Source organism: Streptomyces sp. 4F14, assembly GCF_048159485.1.
Lineage (GTDB): Bacteria > Actinomycetota > Actinomycetes > Streptomycetales > Streptomycetaceae > Streptomyces.
The window spans coordinates 75,094-99,519 of record NZ_JBLRVY010000031.1; the positions used below are offsets into that span (position 1 = coordinate 75,094).

2 protein-coding genes are annotated in these 24,426 nt (G+C 72.9%); both read right to left on the minus strand.

The annotated features are described in order from the left end of the window. Positions 1-12: 12 nt before the first annotated feature. Positions 13-4,572 carry an amino acid adenylation domain-containing protein gene (locus ACLZOT_RS39440; RefSeq protein ID WP_416974028.1) on the minus strand — a complete coding sequence of 1,520 codons (4,560 nt, stop codon included), beginning with the start codon at positions 4,570-4,572 and terminating at the stop codon, positions 13-15. Between the two features lie 5 nt (positions 4,573-4,577). Continuing rightward, positions 4,578-24,407, minus strand: coding sequence for a non-ribosomal peptide synthase/polyketide synthase (locus ACLZOT_RS39445; protein WP_416973996.1), 19,830 nt, complete (start codon positions 24,405-24,407; stop codon positions 4,578-4,580). Between the last annotated feature and the right edge of the window lie 19 nt (positions 24,408-24,426).

Genomic DNA, 24,426 nt, shown 5'->3' on the forward strand with positions numbered 1-24,426 from the left:
GTGGCCAGTCGTTCAGGTGGGCAGTCCTCGGTCCTCGAACGCCTCCGCTATCGCCGCGAACTCGTCCAGTTCGTCCTGGCTGATCTCGGCGAGCGGGAAGTCCGAGGGGGTGTGGCCGCCGCTGCCGGGGGCGGCCATGTGCGCGGCGAGGCCGTTGAGCATGGCGGCCCAGTCGACGATGAGGTTTTCCAGGGCTGGGGTGTCCAGGAAGCCGGCGGGGCTGACCGCCGACACGGTCAGGTGCGGGCCGTCGGGCAGGTCGTGGACGACGGCGGTGGCGTCGAGGGTGTGGGTGACGGCCGTGTCCGCCGTCGCGCCTCCGTCCAGGAGCTGTCCGTCGGGCCGCCACTCGCCAAGGCCGCTCGGGGCGCTGCCGGGGCCGGGTGCGGGGAACCGGCCCAGGTAGGTGAAGCGGATCTGCGGCCTGGGCAGTGCGGCCAGTACCGGGGCGGTGGCCGGGTTGAGGTGGCGCAGCAGGGCGTGGCCGAGGCCGTCGGCGGGGACGGCGCGCAGTTGTTCCTTGACGCGTTTCATCAGTACGTCGACCGCCGGGCCGCCGGAGCGTACGCCGGAGAGGTCGATGGCGCCGGTGTCGAGGCGTACGGGGTACGCGCTGGTGAACCAGCCGGTCGTGCGGGTCAGGTCCATGCCGGGCCGCAGTGGTTCGCGCCCGTGTCCCTCGATCTCGACCAGGAGTCCGCCGGTGGCGGTGCCATGGGCTCGCCGTCGGCCGACCACCGCTGCGGCCAGGGCGGCCAGCAGGACGGCGTCGGGCCCGGTGTGGAAGGCGGTGGCCACGCCGTCGAGCAGTGCGGTGGTGGTGTCGGGGGGCAGGGTCACGGTCATGGCGTGTATTCCGGCCGCCAGGGAGTCCTGGGCCGGGTCGGGGCGCCGGGAGCCCAGCAGTGGGTCGGGGCCGGCGAGGATGTCGCGCCAGGCCGGGAGTTCGTCGACGCGGGCCTGGCTGGTCGCCTGGGCGGCGAGTTCCCGGGCCCAGGTGCGGAAGGAGGTGCCGACGGGGGCGAGTCGGGCGTCCGGGGTCGTGCAGGCGGTGACGAGGTCGGAGAGGAGGATCCGCCAGGAGACGCCGTCGACCGTCAGGTGGTGTGCCACGAGCAGCAGTCGGCCGGGGGTCTGGGGTCCGGCGTCGAGGCGTACGGCGCGCAGCATCACGCCTGCTCGCGGGTCGAGTTCCGCGGCGGCGCGTTCGGCTTCTCGTGCGATCAGGTCGTCCCAGGTCCCGGGGCCGGTGGCGGCGACGCGGTGGATGCGGACCGCGGTGCCGGGTGGTGGTGTCTCCAGGCTCCAGGTGCCGTCGGCGGTGCGGTGCAGGCGGGTTCGCAGTGAGTCGTGGTGGTCGACGACGGTCTGGAGGGCCGTCTCCAGCCGGTCGTGGTCGAGTCCGGGCGGCACGGTCATCACCGTCGCCTGGGAGAAGCGGCCCGCGAGGTCGGTGCGTTCGGCCATGTCCAGCATCGCGGGGGTCAGGGGGACGGTGCCGAGCGGGTCGTCGTCCGGTTCCCGTGCGCCGTCCTGGTCGGTGGGTTCGGCGACGCTCGCCAGGCCAGCGGGGGTGCGGTGCTCGAACAGCTGGCGTGCCGTGATCCGTACGCCCGCGCGCCGGGCTCGCGCGACCACCAGCATCGAGGTGATGGAGTCGCCGCCGAGGGCGAAGAAGGAGTCCTCGGGGCCCACGGTGTCCAGGGTGAGGACGTCGGCGAACAGTCCGCACAGGAGTTCTTCGACCGGGGTGGCGGGGGCGCGTCCGGCGAGCGGGGCGGCGAGGTCCGGGGCGGGCAGTGCCGCCCGGTCCACCTTGCCGTTGGCGGTGACCGGTATCGCGTCCACCGGCACGATCGCCGCGGGGACCATGGAGTCCGGCAGCCGGTCGGCCACGAACGCGCGCAGTGCCGCCACGTCCACGGCCGTGTGCGGGGCGGGCACGACGTAGCCGACGAGGTGTTTGGTGCCGGGCGTGTCCTCGCGGGCGATCACGGTCGCGCGGGCGACGGCCTGGTGGGCGCCGAGGACCGCCTCGACCTCGGCGGGTTCGATGCGGAAGCCGCGGATCTTGACCTGTGCGTCGGCGCGGCCCGCGAACATCAGCAGCCCGCCCGTCCCCCAGCGTGCGAGGTCGCCGGTGCGGTACATGCGGCCGTCGGCCGGGTCGAACGGGCACGCGACGAAGCGTTCCGCCGTCAGCGCCGGGCGTCCGGTGTAGCCGCGTGCCAGGCCGGTGCCGGTGAGGTACAGCTCGCCGACGACGCCGGGTGGGACGGGGCGCAGGAAGCGGTCCAGGACGTACGCGGACGTGTTGTCCATCGGGCGGCCGAGCGGCACCGTCGCCGGGACTCCCTCGCTGGCGGTGAAGGCGAGCTGGGTGGTGAACGCGGTCGTCTCGGTCGGGCCGTACGTGGTGCGGACGACCAGGCCGGGATGGGTTTCGAGGAGGGTGCGGACGGCGGTGGCCGACACCACGTCGCCGCCGGTGGAGACCTCGCGCACGCCGGTGAACAGGTGCGGTGCTCCTTCGGCGAGCGCGCCGAACAGGCCCGCGGTGGCGTGGACGTTGGTGACGCGGTGTTCGGCGATCAGCCGGGCGCGTTCGGCCACGTCGACCGGGCCGGGCGGGGTGACGACGAGGCGGCCGCCGCGCAGCAGGGGTGTCCACAGTTCGTAGGTGGAGGCGTCGAAGGCGTGGTTGGCCTGGAACAGGACGCACGCGGTGACGTCCTCGGTCCAGGCCGCGTCGAGGCAGAACGCCACCACGTTGCCGTGGGTGGCGGCCACGCCCTTCGGGACGCCGGTGGAGCCCGAGGTGTACATCACGTACGCCAGGTTCGCGGGCGAGATCCGGATGCCGGGGTTGTGCTCGGCCGGGGCGAACCGGTCCGCGCCGGTGACGACGACCGACACCCCCGCCTCGGCGACGACGGAGCGGCGGCGCCCCTGGGGGTTGGCGGGGTCCAGCGGCACGTAGGCCGCACCGGTCTTGAGCACGCCCAGGAGGACCGGCACCAGTTCGGCCGACCGCTCCCGCAGGACGCCGACCAGGTCCTCGGGGCCGACTCCCCGGCCGATCAGCTCGTACGCCACCCCGTTGGCGTGCGCGTTCAGCTCCGCGTACGTCCACGACCGGTCCTGTCCGACGACCGCGACGGCGTCCGGGGTCCGCGCGGCCTGTGCCTCGAACCGGTCCACGATCGTGCCGGCGGGGGCGGCACGGCGGGTGTCGTTCCACCCGTACAGGACCGTCCGCCGTTCCTCGGCGGACAGTGTGTCGAGGTCCGCGATGCGGGTGTCCGGGGCGGTGGCCAGGTGTTCCAGGATGCGCACCAGGCGGCCCATGAGCGCCCACGCGGTCTGCTCGTCGAAGACGTCGGGCCCGTAGTCCAGCCGCAGTTCGAGCGCGTCCTCGACGGGGGTGACGACGAGGGTGAGCGGGTAGTGCGAGGCGTCCTCGCCGCCGCCTCCGGCGACGTCGAGACCGGCGAGGCGCAAGGGGCCCTCGGAGTCGCGTGGGTAGTTCTGGTAGACGAGGAGGGTGTCGAACACCGCTCCCTGTCCGGCGGCGCGCTGGATGTCGGCGAGGCCGATGTGGTGGTGGTCCAGCAGTGCGGACTGGGCGTCCTGGAGTCGTGTCAGGGTCGCGGCCAGGGTGTCGGCGGGTGCTGTGGCGACGCGTACGGGGACGGTGTTGATGAACAGCCCGACCATCCGTTCCACGCCCGGCAGGTCCATGGGCCGTCCGGACACGATCGCGCCGAACGCCACGTCGTCGCGCCCTGTCAGCTGCCCGACCAGCAGTCCCCATGCGGCCTGTGCGGCGGTGTTCGTCGTGACGCCGAGGTCGCGGGTCACCCGGCTCAGCCGTGCGGCGGGCTCGCCGTGGAGGCGGGTGGCGACGCGTGCGGGCAGCCGGGGTTCGCGGTCCGGTCCCGCGGGTCCGACCAGCGTCGGTTCGTCCAGGCCCGCGAGTTCCCGCCGCCATGCCTCGCGGGCGGCGTCCCGGTCGCGGCCGCTCAGCCACACCAGGTAGTCGCGGTACGAGGTGACGGGCGGCAGTACGCCCGGGTTCCCGCCGGCCGCGTAGACCTGGGACAGTTCGTCGAACAGCACCGGCAGCGACCAGCCGTCCATGACGAGGTGGTGCACCGTGATCACGAGTTGGTCGTGTCCGGTGCCGAGCCTCACCAGCAGCAGCCGCAGCAGTGGCGGCGTCTCCAGGTCGAAGCGGCGGGAGCGTTCGCCGCGGGCCAGCAGGCCCGCTTCCTCCTCGGCCTCGGCCGGGGCCAGCGCGGACAGGTCGGCCTGTTTCCAGGGCAGTTCGACGCCCCGTGCGATGACTTGGACCGGGTCGCCGGACCCGCGCCGCTGGAACCCGGCGCGCAGGCCGGCGTGCCGGTCCAGCAGGGCCTGCCAGGAGGCTCGCAGCACCTCGGGGTCCAGTGCGCCGGTCAGGTGGACGACGCCCTGGACGACGTACACGTCGCGGGCGTCCTCGTCGTATCCGGCGTGGAACAGCAAGCCTTCCTGTAGTGGCGACAGTGGCCACACGTCCTCGATCCGCATCTCGGTCACCGTGTTCCCCCTCCATCGGCGAGCTTGATCTGAAACTCCTCGATCTCGTTCTGGTCGAGCGTCACCAGCGGGAAGTCGGACGGTGTGTGGCCCGTGTCCGCGTCGGCGCGGTGCGCGGCCAGGCCGGTGAGCGTGTCCGCCCAGAGCGCGGCCAGTTCCCCGAGGTCGGCCTCGTCCAGCAGTCCGGCCGGGGACGCCAGCGTCAGCGTCAGCTCGGGCCCGTCGGGGCGGTCGAGCACCGCACCGCCGGCCTCCAGCGCGTGCGTGGCGGCCATCGCCGGATCGGCGGCGCCGCCGACGGCCGAGTCGCCGGCCGGCGCCCAGTCCTTCGTGCCGTCCCCTGCCGTGAACCGGCCCAGGTAGTTGAATCCGACCTGCGGCTCGGGCAGGTCCCGCAGGGCTGGTGCGCTGTCCGGGTGGAGGTGGCGCAGCAGGCCGTGGCCGACGCCGTCGCCCGGTACGGCGCGCAGCTGCTCCTTGACCCGCTTGACGAGTTCGCCCGCCGCCGGTCCGCCCGCGCGCACCTCTGCCAGGTCGGCGGTGCCCGCGTCGAGCCGCACCGGATGCGAGCCGGTGAACCAGCCGACCGTGCGGCTCAGGTCCATGCCCTCGGTCAGCGGCACCCGGCCGTGGCCCTCCAGGTCGACCAGGACAGCGGTGGCGTCCTGGCCCCGGCGGCGGCGCCAGGTGGCGAGCGCGGCCGTGAGCCCGGCCAGCAGGACGTCGTCGACCCCCGTGTGGAACGCGGCCGGAACCCGGGTCAGCAGCTCCTGCGCGATGTCCGCCGGAATGCGGCGCTCGGCCTCGTGCACGCCCGCGGCGACCGTGTCACGCGCCGGGTCCAGCGGGCGTCCGCCGAGCAGCGGCTCGGCGAGGGACCGGATGCGGATCCACTCGGGGAGTTCACCGGCCCGGCGCGTGGCCTCCGTGGCGAGTTCGCGGGCCCACCGCCTGAACGAGGTCCCGACGGGCTGTAGTTCGGGCTTCAGCCCGTCCGCCGCGGCGGCGCAGGCGGCGGCCAGGTCGGGCAGCAGCACGCGCCAGGAGACGCCGTCCACCGCCAGGTGGTGGACGGCCAGCAGCAGCCGTCCCGCGCGGTGCGGTCCGGCGTCGAACCACACCACCTGCACGAGGGTCGACCGGGCGTCCAGGCGTGCCATGGCCTCGTCCGACCGCCCGGCGATCACCTCGGCCCGCCGGCCGCCGTCGAGGTGCGCGATGTCGACACGGCGTACGCAGTCCTCGGCCGCGACCGTGCCACGCTCGGGCACCAGCAGGTACGGCGGCTCGTGGGCCGGGACGGCCAGCCGGGCCCGCAGTACGTCGTGGTGGTCCAGCAGCGCTTGTACGCCCGCCGTGAGCGCGTCGAGCCGCAGTTCGGCCGGGACGGTGACCAGCGTCGACTGGCAGAACCCGCCGGACAGCGCGGCCGGTCCCGACCGTTCGTACAACTCCCGCATGACGGGGGTCAGCGGGATCGGTCCGGTCGGTACGTCGGGTTGCGCGTCGGCGGCGGGCGCGTCCCCGTCCCGGTCGGCGGCGACCCGGGCGAGGGCGGCGGCGGTGCGGTGCTCGAAGATCTGCCGGGGGGTGAGCAGCAGACCGTGCCGACGGGCTCGCGCCACCACCAGCATCGAGGAGATCGAGTCGCCGCCCAGCGCGAAGAACGAGTCGTCGGCGCCGACCCGTTCAAGGCCCAGCACCTCGCCGAACAGTCCGCACAGCAGCTCTTCGCGCGGGCCGGCCGGGGCGCGGCCGGTGGCCAGGCCGGCGAAGTCCGGGGCGGGCAGCGCGGCCCGGTCCAGCTTGCCGTGCACGGTCAGCGGGATCGCGTCCAGCCGTATGACGGCGGCCGGGGTCATGTGGTCGGGCAGCCGGTCGGCGACGTACGCACGCAGTTCGGCGGTGTCGGCGGCGCCGGGGCCGGCCGGGACGACGTAGCCGACCAGGCGCCTGGTCCCGGAGTCGGTGCGGGCGATGACCGCCGCCTGTGCGACGTCCGGATGCCCGGTCAGCACCGTCTCGATCTCCCCGGGCTCGACGCGGAAACCGCGGATCTTCACCTGCTCGTCGGCGCGGCCCGCGAACACCAGGTCGCCGTCGGTGCTCCAGCACGCCAGGTCGCCGGTCCGGTACATGCGGCCCCCGGTGAACGGGCACGCCACGAACCGCTCGGCGGTCAGACCTGGCCGGCGCACGTACCCGCGCGTCACGCCCGCACCCGCCACGTACAGCTCGCCGATCGCCCCGGGGGGCACCGGGCGCAGGAAGTCGTCCAGGACGTACGCCAGCACGTTCGCGATCGGGCCGCCCAGCGGCACCGCGTCGGGCACCTCGCCGGACGGGCTGGTCCAGCAGGTGACGTCCACGGTGGCCTCGGTCGGCCCGTACTCGTTGTGGAAGGCGCGGCCGGGAGCCCACCGTCGCAGCAGGTCGGGGGTGCACTCCTCGCCCGCGGTGACGATGCAGCGGACACGGCGCAGCGCGGGGCTGTCCGCCTCCTGCGCCAGGGAGTCCAGCACCGACGGGGTGAACGTCGCGGCGGTCACCTCCAGCAGCGCCAGCTCCTCGGCCAGGTCGACGTCCCGGCGTGCCACGCACAGCGTCGCGCCGCAGGTCAGCGTCGGGAAGATGTCCGCCACCGAGGTGTCGAACGCCACCGAGGCGAACTGGAGCACCCGCTCCCCCGGCCCCCAGCCGTAGGCGGCCGAGCGCCAGCTCACGTAGTTCACCGCGCCCGCGTGCGGCACCGCCACGCCTTTGGGTACGCCGGTCGACCCGGAGGTGTAGATGACGTACGCCGGGTGCGCGGGGCGCAGCGGCCTGATCCGGTCCGTGTCCGCGGGGCCGGTGCGCGGGCGTGCCGTCAGTGTGGCCCGCGTCGCCGGGTCGTCCCACACGATGCGCTCGATGCCCGCTTCCCGTACGGCGTCGGCGGTCGTGCTCGTGCACACCACCAGCGCCGGGCGGGCGTCGGTGAGGGTGAACGCGATCCGCTCGGCCGGGTAGCCGGGGTCCACCGGGACGTAGGCCGCGCCCGCCTTCAGCACGCCCAGCAGCACCGCGTACAGCTCGGTCCCGCGTTCCATGACGACGCCGACCAGGTCCTCCGGGCCGACACCCCAGGCGATCAGCTCGTGCGCGACCTGGGCCGCCAGCTCGTCCAACTCGGTGTAGGTGAGCGTCGATTCGACGTCGGTCACGGCGGTCGCGCCGGGCGTCCGGGCGGCCTGCGCCTCGAACAGGCTCACCAGCGTCGCCCCGGGGACGGGGGCGGCGGTGGCGTTCCAGTCGTGGACGACCTGCCGCCGTTCCGTCGCGGTCAGCGGCGTCAGGGCCGCCACGGGGGTGTCGGGCCGGGTCGCGATCTGCCGCAGCAGGTCGGCGAGCCGCGCCGCCACCGCCTGGACGGTCGGGGCGTCGAAGGCGTCCGCCCGGTACTCCAGCCGTACTTCGACCCGCTCCCCGGGGGTCACGACCAAGGTGAGCGGGTAGTGCGCGGCGTCCTCCCCCTCGGCCACGCCGACGGACAGCCCGACCGGCCCCGGCGAGGACGACGGGAAGTTCTGGTAGACGACGAGGGTGTCGAACGTGGCACCCGGCCCGGCCAGCCGCTGGATCTCGGCCGGCCCGATGTGCTGGTGGGCCAGCATCGCCGACCGGCGGGACTGGAGGTCGGCCAGCAGGTCGGCGATCGGCCGGGCGGGGTCGAGGGTGACCCGTACGGGCACCGTGTTGATGAACAGGCCCACCATGCTCTCCACGCCCGGCAGTTCCGCCGGCCGGCCGGCCACCGTCGAGCCGAACACCACGTCGGTGCGGCCGGTGAGCACGCCGAGGAGCACCGCCCAAGCGCCCTGGACGACGGTGTTCATCGTCACGCCCCGGTCGCGGACCATCCGGTCCAGCGCCCGCGCGGTGCCGGCGTCCAGGTGGGTCACGACGTGCCGGGGCAGCGTCCTGACCGCCCCCGGCTCGACCGGACCGGCGAGTGTCGGCTCGTCCAGCCCGGCCAGCTCCTGCCGCCAGGCATGCCGGGCGGCGACGCCGTCCTGGCGGTCCAGCCAGGCCAGGTAGTCGCGGTAGGGGGCGGCGGGTGGCAGGCCGGACGGGTCGCCGTCCGGCGCGTACAGCTGCCACAGCTCGCCGAACAGCGTCGGCAGGGACCAGCCGTCCAGCACGATGTGGTGCATCGTGACGACCAGGCGGTGGCGGGCCTCGGCCAGCCGGATCAGCACCAGGCGCAGGAGCGGCGGGTGTGCCGGGTCGAATCCGCGGGCGCGCTCGGCTAGGGCGATCCGATCGGCCTCGGCGATCCGATCGGCCTCGGCCGCGTTCGCCTCGGGGTCACCGATCGCTTCGGGGTGACCGTCGGTGAGGTCCACCTCCTGCCAGGCGGGCGCGAGGCCGGAGACGATGACCTGGACCGGCCGGTCCTGCCCGGACGGGGTGACGAATGCGGCGCCCAGGTTGGTGTGCCGCGCCAGCAGCGCTTGCCACGACGCCCGCAGCCTGGCCGCGTCCAGCCGGCCGGTGAGTTCCAGCGAACGCTGCCAGACGTAGGCGTCGTTGCCGCCGTCGCCCGCGTATCCGGCGTGGAACAGCAGCCCTTCCTGGAGCGGGGCGAGCGGCCAGACGTCCGTCAAGGCGGGGTACGTGGCCTGGAGTTCGTCGACCTGTTCCTGGGCGAGGGTCACCAGGGGGAAGTCGGACGGGGTGTGCCCTCCCGAGGCCGGGTCGGCGGCGTGCGCGGCCAGGCCGCCGAGCATCGCGGCCCAGCGTCCGGCCAGGTTCTGGAGCACCGCCTCGTCCAGCAGTCCGGCCGGTGCGGTGAGCGACAGGGTCAGCTCGGGGCCCTCCGGCCGGTCGAGCACGACGCCGCCCGCCTCCAGCGCGTGGGCGAGCGCCATGTCCGGGTCCGAGGAGCCGCCCAGTGCCGATTCCCCGGCGGGCTGCCAAGCGCCGTCCGCCGCCGCGCCGAAGCGACCGAGGTAGTTGAACCCGACCTGGGGTACGGGCAGGTGCGCCAGGGCGTCGGCGGTGTCCGGGGCGAGCCGGCGCAGCATGCCGTGGCCGAGGCCGTCCCCCGGCGTCGAACGGAGCTGCTCCTTGACGCGCTTGAGCAGTACGCCCGCGTCCGCGGCCCCGGCCCTGACCCGGCCGGGCTCCGTACCCGAGGTGTCCAGCCGGACCGGACGAGAGCCGGTGAACCAGCCGATCGTCCGGGACAGGTCCATGTCCGGCGCCAGCGACTCCCGCCCGTGCGCCTCGACGTTCACCAGCATCCCGGCCTTCGTGTCGCGCCCGCGCTCGCGCTGCCACTCGGTGATCGCGGCGGCCAGACCGGCCAGCAGCAGTTCGTCGACCCCTGTGTGGAACGCGGCGGGTATGCGGCGCAGCAGGGCCTCGGTCACGTCGCTCGGCACGGTCAGCGACAACCGGTGCGTTCCCGCGCGGACCGTGTCCAACGCCGGGTCGAGCGGCCGGTCGCCCACCAGGGGATCCGGGCCCGAGAGAATCCGGGTCCACTCGGGCAGCTCGGCGGCGCGCGCCGGTTCGGCCGCCTGTGCCCGCAGTTCGGTGGCCCAGCGCCGGAACGAGGTACCGACCGGTTCCAGGGCACCGGGATCGTCGTAGGCCGTCGCCAGGTCGGGCAGCAGCACCCGCCACGACACCCCGTCCACCACCAGGTGATGCGCCACCAGCAACAGCGTCCCGGGCACGTCAGGACCGGCGTCGAACCACGTCACCCGCAGCATCTGTCCGGTGTACGGGTCGGGGTACCGGCCTGCCTCCTGCTCGATGAGGGCGCTGAGGTCGCTGTCCCGGCTGGATACGTCCACACGCCGGACCGGGGTGAATGCCGATCCCGGGGGCGGGACGTCCAGCTGCCATGTCCCCTCCTCTGTGCGGCAGAGGCGGGCGCGAAGCATGTCGTGGTGATTCACGACGGCCCGCACCGCCGTCACCAGGCACTCCTCGTCCAGGCCCGCGGGGACGGTCACCACCATCGACTGGGTGAACGCCTCGCCGAGCGCCGCCGGGCCCGACCGTTCCAGAACCTCACGCATCACCGGCGTCAACGGCACCGCTCCCGTGCCCACATCGCTGACAGCACGCGCGCCTCCCAGCTCCGCGACGCGGGCGAGGGCGGCGGGAGTGCGGTGCTCGAACACCTGCCGCGCCGAGATCACGACACCCGCGCGACGGGCCCGGGAGACGACCAGCATCGACATGATCGAGTCGCCGCCGAGGGTGAAGAAGGAGTCGTCGACGCCGACTTGCTCCAGACCGAGGACTTCTGCGAACAGGCCGCAGAGGAATTCCTCGGTGGGGGTGGCGGGGGCGCGGCCGGTCGTGCGGACTGCCAGGTCCGGGGCGGGGAGGGCCGCACGGTCGAGCTTGCCGTTCCTGGTCAACGGGATCGCGTCCATGGTGACGAAGGCGGACGGGACCATGTACTCGGGGAGGCGCTCGGCCGCGAACTCCCGCAGCGTGGGCTCGTCCACATCGCCGACGAGGTAGGCGACCAGGCGTTTGACGCCGGGCTGGTCCTCGCGGGCGATGACGGCCGCCTGCCTGATACTCCCGTGCGCGCTCAACACGGCCTCGACCTCGGCCGGTTCGATCCGGAAACCCCGGATCTTCACCTGCTCGTCGACCCGCCCGGCGAACTCCAGCACACCGTCCGTGCTCCAGCGGGCCAGGTCTCCGGTGCGGTACATCCGTCCTTCAGTGAACGGGCAGGCCACGAACCGCTCCGCCGTCAACCCGGCACGACCCGCATACCCACGCGCCACACCCTCACCCGCGAGGTACAACTCGCCGGTCACACCCGGCGGTACGAGACGCAGCGCGCCGTCCAGGACGTAGGTACGGGTGTTGTCCATCGGGCGACCGATCGGCACCGCCGCAGGTATCTCGTCCCCTGCGGTGAACGGCAAGTGCGTCGTGAACGCCGTGTTCTCCGTCGGCCCGTAGGTCGTGCGCACCACCAGACCCGGATGCGCCCTGAGCAGAGTCCGGATCGCCGACGCAGACACCACGTCACCGCCCGTGGACACCTCCCGCACCCCAGCGAAGATCTCCGGCGACTGCTCCGCCAACACCCGGAACAACCCCGCCGTCGCATGCACATTCGTCACCCCATGCACGGCGATCAACGCACCCCGCTCAGCCGCGTCCACCTCCCCGGCCGGAGCCACCACCAGCCGCCCGCCCCGCAACAAGGGCGCCCAGATCTCATACGTCGAGGCATCGAACGCATGGTTCGCCTGGAACAGGACGCACTCCAGCACATCCTCTGTCCAGGCGTCGTCCAGGCAGAACGCCACCACGTTCCGGTGTGTGACCGCCACACCCTTCGGCACCCCGGACGAACCAGACGTGTACATCACGTACGCGAGGTTCTCCGGCGACACCACAACACCGGGATCCTCATCCACCGGCTCGAACACATCGGCATCGGTGACCACCACCGACACCCCAGCCATCACCGAAGCCAACCGCTCCTCCGGATGCGCTGCATCCAACGGTACATACGCCGCACCCGCCTTCAAGACCCCCAACAACACCGGGATCAGCCCAACCGACCGCTCCAACCGCACCCCCACCAAGTCCTCGCGCCCGACCCCCCGCCCCATCAACGCCCGCGCCACACCATTGGCCCGCGCATTCAACTCCTCATACGTCAACCGCGTCTCCCCAGACACCACTGCCACCGCCCCCGGCGACCGCACCACCTGCGCCTCGAACAACTCCACCAACGACCCACCCGGCACCACACGCCCCGTGGCATTCCACCCCTCCAGCACCCGGTACCGCTCCTCAGCGGACAGCACGTCGACATCCCCGACCCGCACCCCGGGATCCACAGCCACCTGCTCCAACACCCGCACCAGCCGCCCCAACAGGGCCCGCGCCGACGCTTCGTCGAGCAGGCCGGGCCGGTAGTCCAGCCGGAGTTCGCGGGTCTCCGGGATCATGCCGAGAATCAGTGGGTAGTGGGCCGCGTCCTCACCGCGTATCTCGGTGATGTCCAGGCCGTCGCCGTCGTCGGCGGTGGACGGCTGGTCGGTCTCGGGGAGGTTCTCGTAGACGAGGATCGAGTCGAACACCGCGCCTGGTCCGGCGAGGCGCTGGATCTCGGCGAGGCCGAGGTGCTGGTGGGGCAGCAGTGCCGACTGCCGGGCCTGGAGGTCCGTCAGCAGCTCCACGAACGGCGACGCGGGGTCCGAAGTCACCCGTACCGGGACGGTGTTGATGAACAGGCCGAGCATGCGTTCCACGCCGGGCAGCTCGGCCGGGCGGACGGCCGTCGTCGCGCCGAACACCACGTCGCGGCGGCCTGTCAGCATGCCGACGAGGAGCCCCCATACGCCTTGTACGACGGTGTTCAGCGTCAGACCGTGCAGGCGTGTCACGTCCCGCAGACGGGACGCCAGGTTCTCGTCGAACCAGGTGGTCACATGGGCGGGAGCACTGTCGGCGGCTGCCAGTTGGGTCGGCTCGGTGAGCCCTTCCAGCGCCTCCGCCCAGGCCGCTCGTGCCGCGTCCCGGTCCTGGCGGTCCAGCCAGGCCAGGTAGTCGCGGTAGGGGGCGACCGGTGGCAGCCCGGTCGCGTCCCCGCCCGCCGCGTACACCTGCGACAGCTCCTGGAAGAGGACCGGCAGGGACCAGCCGTCCAGCACGATGTGATGCATCGTCAGCACCATCAGATGCCGGGTCTCCGACAGTTTGAGCAGCAGGATCCGCAGGAGCGGTGCCCGCGTCACATCGAGTGGACGGGCGTGGTCCGCCGCGGCCAGGCGGCGTGCCTCCGCGTCGGCCTCGTCCCCCAGGTGCGACAGGTCCGCCTCCTGCCAGGGCATCGTGACGTTCCGCGCCGTGACCTGGACCGGGCGCTCGCCCCCGAGGTCGCGGAAGCCCGAACGCAGGCCCGGGTGGCGGTCCAGCAGCGCCTGCCAGGAGGCGCGCAGCACCTCCGCGTCCACATGGCCCGCCAGTTCCAGGGAGCGTTGTTCCACGTACACGTCGCGCGCCTGCTCGTCGTAGCCCGCGTGGAACAGCAGTCCTTCTTGCAGCGGCGACAGCGGCCAGACCTCGTCCACGTCAGGGGTGTCGGCGTCGAGTTCGTCGACCTGCTCCTGGGTCAGGGTGACCAGGGGGAAGTCGGAGGGGGTGTGTCCGCCGGCGGCCGGGGTGGCCGCGTGCGCGGCGAGGCCGCCGAGCATCGCCGCCCAGTTCGCGGCCAGTGTGTCGAGCGTGCGGCGGGTGATGCGGTCGGCGGGGCCGCTCAGCAGGAGGGTCAGTTCCGGACCGTCCGGCAGGTCCCGGACGAGCCCTTCGGCGTCGAGCAGGTGCGAGGCGGTCCCGTCGACGTGCCCCACCGGCCTCAGTCCAGCGGCCGTCGGGAGCCAGGAGCCCTCCGCCGCGGTGAATCGGCCCAGGTAGTTGAACCTGATCGCCGGCGTCGGCAGGGCGGCCAGCTCCCGGGCGGTGACCTCGTTGAGGTGGCACAGCATGCCGTACCCCAGGCCGTCCCCGGGAGCCGAACGCGCCTGCTCCTTGACGCGCTTGAGCAGCGTGCCCGCCGCCGCGGCACCGGCCCGTACACCCGCCGGATCGATCCCGGGCAGTTCGAGCCGGACCGGGTGTGTGCTGGTGAACCAGCCCACCGTCCGGGACAGGTCCATGTCCGGCGTCAGGGGTTCCCGGCCGTGTCCCTCGATGTCCACCAGCGTGCCGCCCGCGGCTTCCGGCCGGTGGTCGGTCAGGGCCGCGAACAGCCCGGCCAACAGCACCTCGTCCACACCCACGTGGAAAGCGGCAGGGATGTGGCGCAGCAACGCCGCCGTGGTCCCGCCCGGCACCGTCAGGGAGACCTCGTGCGTCCCGGTGCCGTCGGCCGCCGGCTCCGCCAGCTCCGCGTCGGGGCCGGACAACAGGGCGGCCCAGTGCGGCAGTTCGTCGACTCGGGACCGGTCGGCGGCCTGTGCCCGCAGTTCGGTGGCCCAGCGCCGGAACGACGTGCCGACCGGTTCCAGGGCACCGGGATCGTCGTAGGCCGTCGCCAGGTCGGGCAGCAGCACCCGCCACGACACCCCGTCCACCACCAGGTGATGCGCCACCAGCAACAGCGTCCCGGGCACGTCAGGACCGGCGTCGAACCACGTCACCCGCAGCATGACCCCGGCGCGCGGTGCCAGCCTCTCCGCTTCCTGCTCCGCCAGTTCGTCCAGGTCGTGCGATGCCGTGGCCATGTCCACGCGGCGGACACATGCCTGGGCGATCTCCGTCTCCGCCGCTCGCGGCACGACGAGCCGCCACGGCTCCGCGTCCGTCGGCGCTTCCAGCCGGCAGCGCAGCACGGGGTGGTGGTCGAGGACGGCTCGCACCGCCGCCACCAACCGCTCCTCGTCCAGTCCGGCGGGGACGGTCACCCGCATCGCCTGGCCGAAGCCGCTCGACAGCGCCATGGGCCCCGAGCGCTCGGTCAGTTCCCGCATGACGGGCGTGAGCGGAATCGCCCCGACGGCGGTGTCCACGTCCTGGTCGGTCCGCCGGACCGGAACGGAGACCCGGGCGAGGGCGGCGGGGGTGCGGTGCTCGAACACCTGCCGCGCCGAGATCACGACACCCGCGCGACGGGCCCGGGACACGACCAGCATCGACATGATCGAGTCGCCGCCGAGGGTGAAGAAGGAGTCGTCGGCGCCGACCCGGTCCAGACCGAGGACTTCGGCGAACAGGCCGCACAGCACCTCTTCGGTGGGGGTGGCCGGGGCACGGCCGGTCGTCCGTCCCGCAAGGTCCGGGGCAGGCAGGGCGGCCCGGTCCAGCTTGCCGTTCCTGGTCAGCGGGATCGCGTCCACGGTCACGAAGGCGGCCGGAACCATGTAGTCCGGCAGCCGCTCGGCCGCCCACTCCCGCAGAGCGGACTCGTCGCCACCGACGACATAGGCGACCAGCCGCTTCACGCCGGGCTGGTCCTCACGGGCGATCACCGCCGCCTGACTCACACTCCCGTGCGCACTCAACACGGCCTCGACCTCGCCGGGTTCGATACGGAAACCCCGGATCTTCACCTGCTCGTCGACCCGCCCGGCGAACTCCAGCACACCGTCCGTGCTCCAGCGGGCCAGGTCTCCGGTGCGGTACATCCGTCCTTCAGTGAACGGGCAGGCCACGAACCGCTCCGCCGTCAACCCGGCACGACCCGCATACCCACGCGCCACACCCTCACCCGCGAGGTACAACTCACCGGTCACACCCGGCGGTACGAGACGCAGCGCGCCGTCCAGGACGTAGGTGCGGGTGTTGTCCATCGGGCGACCGATCGGCACCGTCGCAGGCACTTCGTCCCCCGCCGTGTACGGCAAGTGCGTCGTGAACGCCGTGTTCTCCGTCGGCCCGTAGGTCGTGCGCACCACCAGACCCGGATGCGACGCGAGCAGAGTCCGGATCGCCGACGCGGAGACCACGTCACCGCCCGTGGACACCTCCCGCACCCCGGCAAAGATCTCCGGCGACTGCTCCGCCAACACCCGGAACAACCCCGCCGTCGCATGCACATTCGTCACACCATGCCCAGCGATCAGAGCACCCCGCTCAGCCGCATCCACCTCCCCCGCCGGAGCGACCACCAGCCGCCCACCACGCAACAACGGCACCCACAGCTCATACGTCGAGGCATCGAACGCGTGATTCGCCTGGAACAGCACGCACTCGACCACATCCGCACGCCACGCGGCATCCGCACAGAACGCCACCACGTTGCGGTGCGTGACCGCCACACCCTTCGGCACCCCGGACGAACCCGACGTGTACATCACGTACGCCAACGCCTCCGGCGACACCCTGACACCCGGGTTGTCGTCCACCGGCTCGAACACATCGGCATCGGTGAGAACCACCGACACCCCTGCCGCGATCGACGCCAACCGCCCCTCCGGAAGCGCGGCATCCAACGGCACATACGCCGCCCCCGCCTTGAGCACACCCAGCAGCATGGGCAGCAACTCCGCCGACCGCTCCAACCGCACCCCCACCAAGTCCTCACACCCAACCCCCCGCCCCATCAACGCCCACGCCACACCATTCGCCCGCGCATTCAACTCCCCATACGTCCACGACACACCCCGCCCGACCACCGCCACCGCATCAGGCGACCGCACCACCTGCGCCTCGAACAACTCCACCAACGACCCACCCGACACCACACGCCCCGTGTCGTTCCACTCCCCCACCACCAACCGACGCTCCACCTCCGACAACACCTCGACATCCCCCACCCGCACCCCCGGATCCCCAGCCACCCGCTCCAGCACCCGAGTAAACCGATCCGCCAACCCCCTGGCCGTCACCTCGTCGAACAGGTCGGTGGAATACTCCAGCTCGCCGATGAGCCCCGCCGGCGTCCCCGCCTCATCGCGGCGTTCGGCGAGCGTGACGGACAGGTCGAACTTCGCGGGGAGCGGCAGGGAGGGAAGCTGCTCGACCTCCAGGCCTGGCAGGTCCCAGCTCGCGGCGGGAGCGTTCTCCAGGTTCAGCATGACCTGGAAGAGGGGGTGGCGGGACAGTGAGCGGGCCGGGTTCAGGTCCTCCACCAGTCGCTCGAACGGCACATCCTGGTGCGCGTACGCGGCCAAGTCCGCCTCCCGCACCCGCCCCAGCAACTCCACGAACGACGGATCACCACTCACATCCGTACGCAGCACCAACGTGTTCAGGAAGAACCCGACAAGGTCGTCCAACTCCGTGGTGCCGCGCCCCGCGACCGGCGTACCCACAGGGATGTCGGTGCCCGCGCCCATCTTCGACAACAGCACCGCCAGCGCCGCCTGCGCGACCATGAACATGGTCACCCCGTGCCGCCGCGCCACCTCCGACAGGCGTGCGTGCACCTCGGCGCCCACCTCGATCGGCACGAGACCGCCGTGGAACGACGGCGCCACGGAGCGCGGGCGGTCGGTCGGCAGGGGCAGTTCTTCCGGCAGGCCGGCCAGGGTGTCGCGCCAGTGGCGGAGCTGGGTCGCCATGACGTTGTCGGGGTCGTCCGGGTCGCCGAGTGCGTCGCGCTGCCAGAGCGTGTAGTCGGCGTACTGGACGGGCAGCGGCGTCCACTCCGGCGCGGTACCCGCGCGCCGCGCGGTATAGGCGGCGCGCAGATCCCGGGCGAGTACGTCCATGGACCAGCCGTCGACCGCGATGTGGTGCGCGACGATCATCAGCACCGACTCCACCGGTGACACCGTCAACAGCCGTACCCGCCACGGCAGTTCCCGGCGCAGGTCGAAGGCGGCGGCGACTTCGGCGGCCAAGGCGTCGTCCAGGTCTCTGTCGTCGACGCGGGTGACGGCCAGGTCCGGGCGTCCGGCCGCGCCCCGCAGGAGGTGCTGGCTCGGCAGGCCGTCGGCGTCGGGGAAGACCGTACGCAGGCTCTCGTGCCGGTCGGCGACATCCCCCAACGCCGCCTCCAGCGCGGCGACATCCACCTCGCCCGACAGCCGCAGCGCCACCGGAACGATGTAGGCGGCACCCTCTCCCGTCTCCTCCAGCCGGTTCAGGAACCACATCCGCTGCTGTGCGTACGACAGGGGCAGGACTTCCGGGCGCTCACGCGCGCTCAGCGACACCCGGGCCGCGCCCCGCAACCGGGCCACGCCCGCCACCGTGGGCGAAGCGAACAGCTCACGGATGCCGACCTCCACACCCAGGACGGACCGCACCCGGGCGATCAACCGCATCGCCAGCAGGGAGTCACCACCCAGCTCGAAGAACGAGTCCTCCACCCCGACCCGCTCCACACCCAGAACCCCGGCGAACAACCCACACAACAGCTCCTCAGCAGGAGTTGCCGGGGCCCGACCGCCCACCTGCGCGACAAACTCCGGAGCGGGGAGGGCAGCACGATCCAGCTTCCCGTTGACCGTCACCGGAATACCCTCAAGCACCACCACCGCGGCCGGGACCATGTGCCCCGGCAGACGCCCGGCCACGAACGACCGCAACTCCACCGGGTCCACACTCACGCCGCTCTCCGCAACGACGTACCCGACCAGCCGCTTCACGCCCGGCTGGTCCTCCCGCGCGATCACCACGACCTGCCGGACCGACTCGTGCCCGCTCAGCACCGCCTCGACCTCACCCGGCTCCACCCGGAACCCACGGATCTTGATCTGCGCGTCCGCACGCCCCGCGAACACCAACTCGCCGTCGGCCGTCCACCGCGCCAGGTCACCGGTCCGGTACATCCGCTCACCCGAGCCACCGAACGGGCACGCCACGAACCGCCCCGCGCTCAGCCCCGGACGACCGGAATACCCACGCGCCACACCACGGCCCGACACGTACAACTCACCCACCACACCCGGCGCCACCGGACGCAAACCCTCATCCAGCACAAACACCCGCGTGTTCCACACCGGCCTCCCGACCGGCACCACCGCACCCGACGCCGCATCAGCCGGCAGCGGCCGCGTCATCGTCGCGCACACCGTCGTCTCCGTCGGCCCGTACGCATTCACCATCCGCCGACCGGCAGCGAACCGCCCCACCAACTCCGGCCCGCACGCCTCTCCCGCCACCACCAACGTCCGCACCGACCCCGGCAACGACCCCACCACCGACAGCACCGACGGTGGCACCGTCACATGCGTCACCCCGAAATCCGACGCCAACTCCCCCAACTCACCGTCCGCCACCACCAAGGTCGCCCCCGACAGCAACGCCATGCACAACTCCGAAACCACCGCATCGAACCCCAACGCCGCAAACTGCAACACCCTCGACCCCACACCCACCCCGAACCGCTCGATCTGCGCCCCCGCCAGACTCCCCAACCCCCGATGACTGACCACCACACCCTTAGGCCGCCCCGTCGACCCCGACGTATAGATCACATACGCCGCATGCCCCAGCCGCAACGGCACCCTCCTCCCCCCATCCACCAACGCCCGCCCCACCACACCCGGATCGTCGACCACCAGCAACCCGGCGTGCTGCCCCACCACACCCGCGGTCGCCTGTGAGCACACCACCGCCGCGACCTCCGCGTCCGCCAGCACCAGAGCGATCCGCTCCGCCGGATACGCCGGATCCACCGGCACAAAGGCAGCACCCGCCTTCACCACACCCAACACCACCGCCACCCACTCCACCGAACGCTCCAACACCACCCCCACCCGATCCCCCACCCCCACACCACGTCCGGTCAGCTCCCGCGCCCACCGATTCGCCCGTACCTCCAATTCGCCGTACGTCCACACCGTGTCCGCCGACTCCACCGCCACCGCACCCGGCGTCCGCGCCACCTGTGCCTCGAACAACTCCGGCAACGTCCCCTCCGACACCACCCGCCCCGTGTCGTTCCACTCCTCCACCACCAACCGCCGTTCATCGGCCGACAGGATGTCGAGCCGCGCGAGCGGGCGGGCCGGGTCGGTGGTGATTCCGTCCAGGATCCGCAGCAACCGGCCGGTGACGGCCTCGGCCGTCTGCTCGTCGAACAGGTCGGGGCGGTACTCCACGCGCAGTTCCAGTCGGGCGTCGCCGGGGCGTACCGCGAGGCTGAGTGGGTAGTGCGCCACGCTGGTCTCGGCCGGGTCCGCGGCGGCGGGCAGGCCGCCCGGTTCGAGTACTGCCGCGGGGTAGTCCTCCGACACCACGATCGTGTCGAAGGCGGCGCCCGGACCTGCCGCCCGCTGGATCTCGGCGAGCCCCAGGTGCTGGTGGTCGATGAGCGCGGCGCGCTGCGTGTGGATGTCGGCCAGCAGGCCGGCGACGGGACGCGCCGGGTCGAGTCGGGCGCGTACGGGGACGGTGTTCATGAACAGACCGACCATGTCCTCCACGGCGGGCAGTTCCGGCGGGCGCCCCGCGACGGCGGTGCCGAAGACGACGTCCGTACGTCCGGTCAGCGAGCCGAGCAGCACCGCCCAGGCCGCCAGTACGACGGAGTTGAGGGTGAGGCCGTGGCGACGCGCGACCGCGCGTACCGCCGCCGTCAGGGCCTCGTCCGCCGTCACGGTCGCGTGCTGTGGCCGGATGGGGGCCGCGCGCAGGGCGGTGGGGGCGACCAGGGTCGGTTCCGTGGTGCCGGCCAGCGCGCGCTGCCACGCGTCCCGGGCGGCCTCGGTGTCCTGGCGGTCGAGCCAGGCGAGGTAGTCGCGGAAGGGGCGCGCGGGGGGCAGGGCGGTGGCGTCGCCTCCTGCGGCGTAGATCTGGGACAGCTCCCGGAGCAGCACCGGTACGGACCAGCCGTCCACGAGGATGTGGTGCGCGGTGAGGATCATCCGGTACCGGTCGTCGCCGAAGTCGATCAGGAGCAGCCGCGCCAGTGGGGGTGTCGCCGGGGAGAACCGGTGGCCGAGGTCGTCGGCGGTCAGTCGGTCCGCGGCGGCGGCCGCGTCGAGGGGGGCGAGCCCGGCGAGGTTCTGCTCGCGGAACGGCGCTGTCACCTGGCCGACGATCGCCTGGACCGGACGGTCCTCGCCGGGCGGCTGCCGGAACGCGGCACGCAGACCCGGGTGCCGGTCGAGGAGCGCCTGCCACGACGCGCGCAGCAGTTCCCGGTCCAGTGGGCCCGCGAGGTCGAGGGTGGTCTGCACGAGGTAGACGTCGCGGGCCTGTTCGTCGTAGCGGGCGTGGAAGAGCAGTCCTTCTTGCAGCGGGGACAGCGGCCATGCCTCGACCACGTCGGGGCCCAGTTCGGCCAGGCGTTCTGCGGGAAGGGGTGACAGTGGCAGGGCGGCTGTCTCTGCGGGGGCGGGGATGGTGCCGGTCTCGGCGAGCATCGCGGGGGTGCCGTGTTCGAGGATCTGGCCGACGGTGAGCGGCAGGCCTGCCTGCCGGGCGCGGGTCACCAGCAGCATCGCCATGATGGAGTCGCCGCCCAGCTCGGTCAGCGAGTCGTCCGCGCCGACCGCGTCGAGGCCGAGCACGTCGGCGAACAGCCCGCACAGCAGTTCCTCCGTCGCGGTCGTGGGGCGGCGGAGGGCTGTCGGGGCGGTGTGTTCGGGGGCGGGCAGCGCGGCCCGGTCGAGCTTGCCGTTCAGCGTCACGGGCAGGGTGTCCAGCGGCACCACGGTCGGCACCATGTAGTCGGGGAGGCGTGCGGCGGCATAGGTGCGCAGGGCTGTCTCGTCGACGCCCTCGTCGGCGGGGACCACGTAGGCGACGAGCCGCGGACCTCCGGTCCGGTCGGTGCGCGTGACGACGGCGACGTCCCGTACCGCGGGGTGGAGTGCCAGTACGGCCTGGATCTCGCCGGGTTCGATACGGAAGCCGCGGATCTTGACCTGGTCGTCGTTGCGGCCCTCGTGCAGGAGCAGGCCCTCGTGGGACCAGCGGGCGCGGTCGCCCGTGCGGTACATCCGTTCGCCGGGTGCGCCGAACGGGCAGGCCACGAACCGCTCGGCGGTGAGCTCGCCCCGTCCGGCATAGCCGCGCGCCAGTTGCGCGCCGGCCAGGTACAGCTCTCCCGGTACTCCCGGGGGGAGGGGGCGCAGGAACTCGTCGAGGACATGGCAGCGGGTGTTCCAGACCGGCCGGCCGATGGGCACCGGGTCGGAGGGCGACTGCGGCAGGCAGGGCCAGTGCGTGACCTCCACGGCCGCCTCGGTAGGCCCGTACAGGTTCACCAGCGGCAGTGGCAGGCTGCGGTGGAAGTCGGCCACCAGGTCCGGGGGCAGCGCCTCGCCGCTGGCCAGCACGCGCCGCAGGCTGCGGCACCGGCCGCCCTCCCGTACCTCCGGCACGAACGCCCGCAGCATCGACGGGACGAAGTGCGCCGCCGTGACGCCCTGCCGCTCGATCAGCCCGGCGAGATAGCCGGGGTCGCGGTGCCCGCCGGGGCGTGCCACCACCAGACACGCACCCGCGATCAACGTGCCGAAGAACTCCGGGACCGATACGTCGAACCCCACGGAGGTCTTCTGCATCACCCGGTCCGCACCGGTCAGCGGGTAGGTGTCCTGCATCCACAGCAGCCGGTTCGCGATCGACGCGTGCGCGATCGTCACGCCTTTGGGCCGCCCTGTCGATCCCGAGGTGTAGATCACGTACGCGGGGTTGGCCGGGCGCAGGGGCGCCACCCGGTCGGCGTCGGTCGGCGGCACCGGCGGACGCGCCGCGAGCGAGGAGCGGACGGCGGGGTCGTCCAGCACCAGGGACTCCGCGCCGGAGGCGAGCGGCTCGGTGTCGGCCGTGCACACGACGATCTCCGGGGCGGCGTCCTCCAGTACCAGCGCGACGCGCTCGGGCGGTGACCCGGGGTCGATCGGCACATAGGCGGCACCGGACTTGACGATGCCGAGCAGCGCCACGACCAGTTCCGCCGACCGTTGCAGCGCCACCCCGATCCGGCTCTCCGGGGCTGCCCCGCGCGCGATCAGCTCGTGGGCGAGCCGGTTCGCGCGCGCGTCCAGTTGCGCGTACGTCAGGGTCTCGTCCTCGTTCTCGGACACCACCGCCTGTGCGTGCGGTGTGCGGGCGACCTGAGCCTCGATCAGCTCCGGCAGGGTGCGGTCCGGCAGCGGATGGGCGGTGTCGTTCCGTTCCGCGGGAACCTGCGGGCTCTTCCCGTGGGGCGGCAGGTCGATGTCTGCGACCCGGGCGCCTGCGGCCAGGTCGGCGACGACGTGCAGGAACGCCGTCCGGTGCCCGTCGGCACAGACGTCGAGGTGGGTACCCGCCGCGCTTCCGCGGACCACGAAGGAGAGCCCGTCGGCGGGACGGGCCGCCAGGTCGCGGGTGCGGGCGGGTGTCCCCGCGAAGTCCAGTTCCCGGTCGGCGAGGAGCACGTCCACGACGGGGCCGAAGTGCGGTCGGTCGCCTGCGGGCCAGCCCAGGTCGCGGTGCAGGTCCTCGCCGCGGTAGCGCTGGTGGCCGGTGGCCTCGCGCAGCTGTGCCGCGAGCCGCGCCGTGAGGTGCGGGAGTGTCGTGCCGGGGTCCACGGACACGCGGACCGGCAGGGTGTTGGCCGTCGTGCCGGGGGTCCGTTCGGCGAGGGGCCCGGGGTGGCCGGGCAGACGGACGCCGAACACCAGGTCGCGGACGCCGGCCCGCCGGGCGAGGTAGGCCGCGGCGGCGGCCACGATCACGTGGGACAGGTTCGCCCCGGCGCTCTCGGCCAGCTCCCGCAGCCGCCGCTCCAGCGCCTCCCCGACGGGGGCCGGGCCCGGATCGTCGTCCGTGTCCGCGGCGGTCGGGGCGATCGACACGGGTTCGGGGTGGTCGGCGAAGCGGGTGGTCCAGTACTCGCGGTTGCGCGCGAAGTCGGCCGACACCCGGTAGGTCTCCTCCTCGGCCAGTAGTTCCTGGGGGGTGGCGAAGGGCGACGGGCCGCACGTCGATCCGGCGGTGAGGGCCGTGTAGTGCTCGGCGGCCCGCTGTTCGAGCAGCGGGCGGGCCTGGCGGTCCATCAGCAGGCGGTGGTGGCGCAGGTACCAGAGCCAGCGGTCGTCCGCCGTCCTGAGGAGGGCTTGGGCGAGCAGCCCTGTGGGCTGGGCGCGTTCGGCGTCCATCCAGCGTCGGGCGGCGGTCTGCGGGTCCGGTTCGGCGCGCAGGTCGACGACGGGGATCTCCGGGGCGCGTGGCAGGTCCACGAGGTGCGGGCCGTCCGTGGTGTCCTCGACCTCGACGTCGAGGCCCGCGTCCTCGGCCGCCGCGCGCACCGCCCGCACCAGACGCCACGCGTCGACCGTCCCGTGCAGTTCGGCATAGCCCGCGAGGTGGTACGCGGTGTCCGGCGCACCGCCCTGCTGGGCCAGGCGGATGTCGTACTGCGCTGCCGACAGCCGACGGTGGCTGCTGCCTTCACTCATGCGGGTGCCCTCATCTGGA

Bases quoted from the DNA above. Each gene is read 5' to 3' on its own strand.
- ACLZOT_RS39440 (WP_416974028.1), bottom strand. From the start codon at position 4,572: ATGCGGATCGAGGACGTGTGGCCACTGTCGCCACTACAGGAAGGCTTG.
- ACLZOT_RS39445 (WP_416973996.1), bottom strand. From the start codon at position 24,407: ATGAGTGAAGGCAGCAGCCACCGTCGGCTGTCGGCAGCGCAGTACGAC.